Here is a 6,436-nt window from a genome sequence, read left to right as displayed (position 1 = left end):
GATATATCTAAACTACTAGAGCTATACGCTACAGGAAAACGGAATTTTATCAGAGCTAACATCAGAGGTGCAAAGCTTAATGGTTTAGACCTACAAGGTATAAATTTCAGTTTTGCCTATTTAAAAGATGCCGATCTAAGTAGTATTAATCTTAGAGATGCTAACCTCAAAGAAGCTAACTTAAGAGGTGCTAACCTGAAGGATGCTAACCTCAAAAACACTAATCTTGAAAATGCTAATCTTAGCCTTGCCAAACTCAGGGGTGTTAACCTAACTAATGCTAATTTCACTAATGTAAACCTTAGTGGTGCAGATATAAGTCTTGCTAACCTAAATAATGCTAACTTAACTAATGCAAATCTTAGTTATGCAGACTTAAGAGGTAGTAAACTTAGAGATACAAATCTCAGAGGTACTAAATTAAATAAAGAAACAAAACTTGATTGTAAATGGTTATTAATCTGGGAAATAGTTAATCAGCAAGCTATTGGTAAAGACTTCAGAAATATTAATCTAATTGGCATCAACCTTGAACGTGTAAATTTGAGTAATTCTAACTTCAGTGGCGCTCAACTTAGAAGAGTGAATTTGAGTAATTCTAACCTCAGTGGAAGTAACTTTAGTGCGGCTAAACTTATAAGTATTAATCTCAAGAATACTGACTGTAGTAATACTAATTTAACTGGTGTAAATTTGAGTGATGCTAACCTCAGTAATGCCAATCTCAGTGGTGCCGACCTAAGTAATGCCAATCTCAGTGGTGCTAATCTTAACTACGTTAACCTCCGAGAAACAAAAATAAATGATTTGACAAAAATAGACTCTAAATGGCATTTGGTCTGGCAAATTGTTAACCAACAACCTACAAATAACCATCTCAAAGGAGTCAACCTCAGTCGATCCGATCTTCGAGGTGTTGACCTCAGCAATATTAACCTCCGGAGTGCTAACCTAGAAGGAGCTAATTTTGGGATGTGCGACCGCAATGTTCTCTATTGCCAAATACAAAATATTGATAGCAACTACTACAGTCACTCAAATCTCAGAAAAGTCAATCTTTGTAACGCTAACTTGAAAGGATCTAACCTAGTTGGAGCTTATTTAGAGAAGGCTAACTTGAGTGTAGCTAATCTAATGTCAGCTCAACTCAACTATGCTGAAATGAGCGGTGCCAACCTTACTGCTGCTGACCTCAATGATGCAGACTTGAGAGATACCAACTTCAGTAGTGCCAACCTCAGTGCTGCTGACCTTAGTAACGCTAACCTTAGTAACGCTGACCTGACAAATGCTCATCTGAGTGCTGCTAAATTCTGCAATGCTCAACTTAATAGGGCTAAAATGAACCAAGTCGATCTGAGTACAGCTAATCTCACCAATGTTAATCTCACTAATGCTAAACTCCGTCATGCCAATCTTCGTAATGCTAATTTAACAGGTGCTATTCTTAAGGGAGTCGATCTTAGCAATGCTGACCTTAGTCATGCTCACCTGAAAAATGTCGAACTTAGTCATGCTCAACTTAAGGGTGTAAAACTCAGTGAAACAACTAGACTTGACCAAAAATGGTATATAGTTTGGGACATTGTTAATCACAAAATAGAAGGAAGAAACTTACAAGGTAATGACCTCAGTAATGCTCAACTAAATCGTGTCGATCTCAATCGTGCCAACCTGAGCAACGCTAATCTCTGTGGTGCTAGTCTACGAGTAGCAGATTTGTGGGATGCCAACCTAGAAAATGCCAATATTAGCAATGCTAACTTGGGTGGTGTGAATCTTAGTGGTGCTAATCTCAAGGGTGCTAACCTCAGTGGCAGTGACCTTAATCGTGCCCACCTTTGGCATACCTATCTAAGTGATGTCAATCTTAGTGGTGCTAACTTGATGGGAGCTGACTTGTGGGGTGTGGACTTGGATGGTATCGACCTGAGTGGCGTTAACCTGAGTTATGCCAACCTCAGTCATGCTAATCTCAAAGATGCTAACCTGATTGGAGCTAACCTCAGTCGTGCAAATCTTAGCAGTGCAAATCTCGATGGTGTTAATTTCAGTGACGCTAATTTAAGTGGTACTAATTTTAGTGATGCTAATATTAATAATTGCATATTACCGAATTGAAAGGAATTAGATAGAATAGAGAACGATAATTACTTTATTGTAGAGTTAAGATCATCATTTATATAAAGCTAGTAATATTATATAAAACCCATTTGATATCTATCAAAGCTACTAGACATCTCCAGAAAATAGAGATTAGGGAGTAGGGAAAAAGAATTGATCATTTATGTGCGATAATTGAATTTTATCTTTTATTATTGGAGATGTCTATTTGGAGCTTGCTGATTAAATCTAAAAGTATTCATATATAAAGGTTTTAGCCTTTTTAAGTATCAAAAAGTGCGAGGTTTTAAGTGGTAATGGTTCAAAAATTTATGATTTTGGTCAAGATTTGGGCAGAACAATCTTGGGACAAAACTTAGCTCCTACCTCGTCGAAATCATCACTTACAATAGATATTGGAGCTAATCCGACTTCATATCTTGTTTCATCAAAGGCAACAGAAAAAATTAAATCTTCCATTTAGTGAAATTGAGCTAAGTTTATTTTAAGTGATACAGATAAGTCATAATATCAAAGTTTAGGAAAAAAAGCATTATCTATTGAAAAAAAATATCTAGCTCATTTTCTACAAGTTAACATCTTTATGCTTTTTGCCTTTAAGGGGTTTATTTAAGCCAGAGAAATTACTCCCTAATCTGAATGCTTTGATAATTGTTGTCAACTTATTTTGTCCTTTATTTGACGCTTTGTCAAACATTTTGTCGTTATAAGTTATTATAAACTGACAGACAAATTACCTGTTAAGCTTAGATAATACACTAATTACTAGCAATAGCGATCGCTAGCCATGAATAGTTTGATAACTGTTGTCAACCTATGTTGTCCTTGATTTGACGCTAATAACGGAATATCAATAATCAACCTTCCTCCTTCTTCCTTGATAAAAATAACGGAATGCAAATAATCAATCTTCCTCCTTCCTCCTTCCTTCTTATTTCACAAAAATAACGGAATATAAATAATCAACCTTTCTTTTTCCTTGTTACTTCTTTCTTCTTCCCTCTTCCCTCTTCCTCCTTCCTTCTTATTTCACAAAAATAACGGAATATAAATAATCAACCTTTCTTTTTCCTTGTTACTTCTTTCTTCTTCCCTCTTCCCTCTTCCTCCTTCCTTCTTATTTCACAAAAATATCTGACATTAACTGTTGCCAAATATCCGAATTTGTTAAAGCATAAGCATCAAATTCATAACCATATTGTTGATAAAGACTATTAAAACTATCAATCCAATGATAAATAGTTTCTGTCATAGATAAAGGAGTATATTTTACAGCTTGTCGTAGATATTTACTCATCTCAACTAAATTCTCATTTCGATGTGCCTGCCATGCTAACCAACTCAAAGTATAATAACGAGATTTTCCCTCTAATTTACGAATAGATACTGATAAATTTGGTCTGCTAAAAAAATCATCTAAAACAGACATCATACTAACAGCTTGATGGGTAGATTTTCTAGTAGCATTCCGGTGATGTTGACGATAACAATAAGTAACTTTTGGCAACCAAACTGCCTCACAACCATTTACAGATAAACGCAATACTAAATCAATATCTTCTCCATGATGCCAACGAGTATCAAAACCTCCTGCACTTTTTATCCAACTCCGACGAAACATCATAGAAATAGTTACAGGTTTCCAAACTACCCAAGTTTCTAAATCTAATTCTAGGGAACCATGCCATAATTCTATATCGGAAATTTTCTCCCCTTTTTCATTAACTAAACGCCACCCACTATGCACAATACCAAGAGAAGGGCGGGTATCAAAAATAGCTACCTGTTTTGCCAGTTTATCTGGTAGAAAAAAGTCATCAGCATCTAGAAAAGCAATAAATTCTCCCCCTGCCATTTCTAAACCTAAATTTCGGGCGTGGGATACTCCTTTATTCTCTTGATAAACATAGCGAATTTTATCTAAATAAGGTTCTAAAACTTCGCGGGTATTATCCGTAGAACCATCATCAATTACGATTATTTCATAAGAGGTATAAGTCTGATTAAAAACACTAGCGATCGCTTCTAATATATAGTGGGCATTATTGTAAGTGGCAATAATTACACTTACTCTCGGTATTACTGGATTAAAAATATTACTAATTAATTTTTTCCACTCTGGTAATTGACTAAAATTATAGGCATTAAATTGATTTCCTTCTTGGCGAGCAAGTTTGGTAAATAATTCTATCCAAGTCGAAATTGCTTCTGTAGTAGAGGCGGAAGTATAAGTTAAAGATTTTTGCAAATAAGCAGTCATTTCGGAAAAGTTACCCCCCTGATATAAGCGCCAAGAATTCCAAAGTAGGGAGCGATATTTTACTTGATTTTCTATTTGACGTATTGGGGTAGGTAAATTAGATTTGCTAAAAAAATCATCTAATAATTTTTCCAATTCTTGAGTAATTTTTTGTCGATTTTCTAATCCAGAAACACTACTATTATGCTGTCGATAACAAACACAAACTCTCTGTAACCAAGTAGCTTTTTCCCCAGTTAAAGCTAATCGTAAAACTATTTCTAAATCCTCTGGAATATATCGCGGGTCGAATCCTCCATTCAGCTTTAACCACTCACTTTTAAACATCATTGCACTAGGCAAAGTTGCTTGCCAGATTAACCAATTTTCTAAGTCTAATTCTGCACCATTTTCCCAAGGTTTTACATCTTTAATAGTATGACCTTTTTCATCAACAAATCTCCAACCACTTTGCACCATAGTTAAAGTAGAGTCTTCTGCAAAACATCCTATTTGTTCGGCTAATTTTTCGGGTAGAAAAAAGTCATCGGCATCCAGAAAAGCAATATATTTTCCTTGAGCTATTTCTATGCCATGATTCCGCGCTTTTGATTGTCCTTGATTTTCTTGATATACATATTTAATTTGATTTAGGTAGGGTTCCAAAACTTGATAAGTATTATCGGTAGAACCATCATCAATAACAATAATCTCATAAATAGTATAAGTTTGAGTCAGGATACTTTTAATGGCTATAAGAATATAATCAGCATTATTGTAGGTAGGAATTACAACACTAACCAACGGTAAACCATTAGGGATAACTTTAGTGATTAATTTTTGCCATTCTGGTAATTGATGGAAAAATACAGAATTAAAATCATAGTTTTCTAGAGCAGCATAATATTGAAAATAATAGAGCCAATTACAGATAGTTTTAAGAACAGAAAAAGAGGAAAATTTTAAAGATTTATATAAATAATCAGCCATTTCAGCGAAGTAGGCAAATTTATATAAACACCAACAATTCCAAATTAGAGAACCGTAGCGTAACTCCTTTTCTAATTGTTGAATTTTTGGGGGAAGATTGGGGTTAGAAAAAAGTTCATCTAAAATTTTTTCTTCTACTGCTGTTTGAGCAAGTAAATTTCGCGTCATATTACTGCTATGTTGACGATAACATACAGCTACTTTAGGAAACCAAGTAGATTGACAACCTGCTAAAGCTAATCGAATTACAATATCAAAATCTTCTAATCTGCGTAATTTTTCATTAAACCCACCCACTCTTTCTAACCATTCTTTGCGAAACATCATCCCACTCGGATTAGTAGTTTTCCATTTTAACCAACTTACTAAATCTAATTCTGGAGATTTATGCCAAGGTTCAATATCTTGAATTTTTTCTCCTTTTTCATCCACAACTCGCCACCCACTTTGTACTAAACCAATATTTGGTTGAGCATCAAAAATAGCAACTTGTTCTTTAAGTTTATAAGAGAGAAATAAATCGTCAGCATCTAGGAGGGCAATTAATTCTCCTTTTGCCAATTTAATGCCACGGTTACGAGTTGCAGATAATCCTTGATTCTCTTGATAAAAATAGCGAATTTTTGTCATGTATGGTTGTAATACTTGACGGGTATTATCTGTGGAACCGTCGTCTATTACAATAATTTCATAGTTAGTATAGGTTTGTTTAAATACACTTTCAATTGCTTGGGCGATGTAAAGTTCGCAGTTATATACTGGGATAATTACACTTACTTTTGGAGCTATAAAAGTTTGGGACATTATAGTTATTGATTTTGAAGTTTGTGGAATAATTTTAACCAAGTCAGAAGTCAGAAGTTAGAAGTCAGAGGTTATTTTTGTAACGGGGATTTGAGCAACTCTTTAAAATCATGTTTGGAAACAATGAAAATTAATTTGGAAATAGCCGATGTTATTAGACATCTCCGATAATATAATGTTTCTCAACCTAATGAGGTAGACCTATACTTATTTATCTTCTATTCCCTATTCCCTCTAATAATAGTTATGGACACCAGATATAATTGTCAATTTAAAACA

At 34.4% G+C, this 6,436-nt stretch carries 3 protein-coding genes; 1 reads left to right on the top strand and 2 read right to left on the bottom strand.

Annotated elements, in window-relative coordinates; translation table 11 throughout:
• On the top strand, positions 1-2,121 hold a 2,121-nt coding region (locus tag F6K13_RS13010), incomplete at its 5' end, for a pentapeptide repeat-containing protein (protein ID WP_287287580.1).
• Positions 2,122-2,889: 768 nt separating this feature from the next.
• Here the strand turns inward: F6K13_RS13010 and F6K13_RS13005 are convergent.
• Both F6K13_RS13005 and F6K13_RS13000 read right to left on the bottom strand, forming a co-directional pair.
• Positions 2,890-3,024 carry a hypothetical protein gene (locus F6K13_RS13005; protein WP_275670333.1) on the bottom strand — a complete coding sequence of 45 codons (135 nt, stop codon included), beginning with the start codon at positions 3,022-3,024 and terminating at the stop codon, positions 2,890-2,892.
• A 217-nt stretch (positions 3,025-3,241) separates the two neighbouring features.
• Positions 3,242-6,157, bottom strand: a complete 2,916-nt coding sequence (locus F6K13_RS13000; RefSeq protein WP_287287578.1) for a glycosyltransferase family 2 protein — start codon at positions 6,155-6,157, stop codon at positions 3,242-3,244.
• Positions 6,158-6,436 lie beyond the last annotated feature (279 nt).

The sequence above is a fragment of the Okeania sp. SIO2B9 genome (genome assembly GCF_010672505.1).
In the GTDB taxonomy this organism is placed as follows: Bacteria; Cyanobacteriota; Cyanobacteriia; order Cyanobacteriales; family Microcoleaceae; genus Okeania; species Okeania hirsuta.
The sequence above is the reverse complement of the archived record's forward strand: the minus strand, read 5'-3'. Positions and strand labels throughout refer to the sequence as shown.